The following is a 313-nucleotide window of genomic DNA, read 5'->3' as shown; positions in this document are numbered from 1 at the left end:
TCGTTAGCTCAGTTGGTAGAGCAGTTGACTTTTAATCAATTGGTCGCAGGTTCGAATCCCGCACGACCCACCATTATGAAGAACTGTAAGGTAATCAAATCGCGGGATGAGAACCGTCAAAGGTTCGAGTCGAGCGAAGTGAGACAACAACGCATAGCGTTGGCCTGAAAGGTGAGTCCGTAGGGCGAATAATCCCGCACGACCCACCATTATGTTACGCAGTACCGCATTGCAGCGGGTCGTTAGCTCAGTTGGTAGAGCAGTTGACTTTTAATCAATTGGTCGCAGGTTCGAATCCCGCACGACCCACCAT

Annotated in this window: 1 tRNA gene and 1 other RNA gene; both read left to right on the top strand. The window is 50.2% G+C overall.

Annotated features, from left to right (window positions below):
- Positions 1 to 85: 85 nt before the first annotated feature.
- Positions 86 to 209, top strand: a non-coding RNA gene (locus tag HUZ92_RS20760) — RtT sRNA.
- Between the two features lie 27 nt (positions 210 to 236).
- Positions 237 to 312, top strand: a tRNA-Lys gene (locus tag HUZ92_RS20755).
- The last annotated feature ends 1 nt before the right edge of the window (position 313 follow it).

Origin of the sequence: Yersinia vastinensis (genome assembly GCF_902726565.1) — a bacterium.
Classification (GTDB): domain Bacteria; phylum Pseudomonadota; class Gammaproteobacteria; order Enterobacterales; family Enterobacteriaceae; genus Yersinia; species Yersinia vastinensis.
Note: the sequence above shows the minus strand (reverse complement) of the source record. Positions and strands in the feature narration are given on the sequence as shown.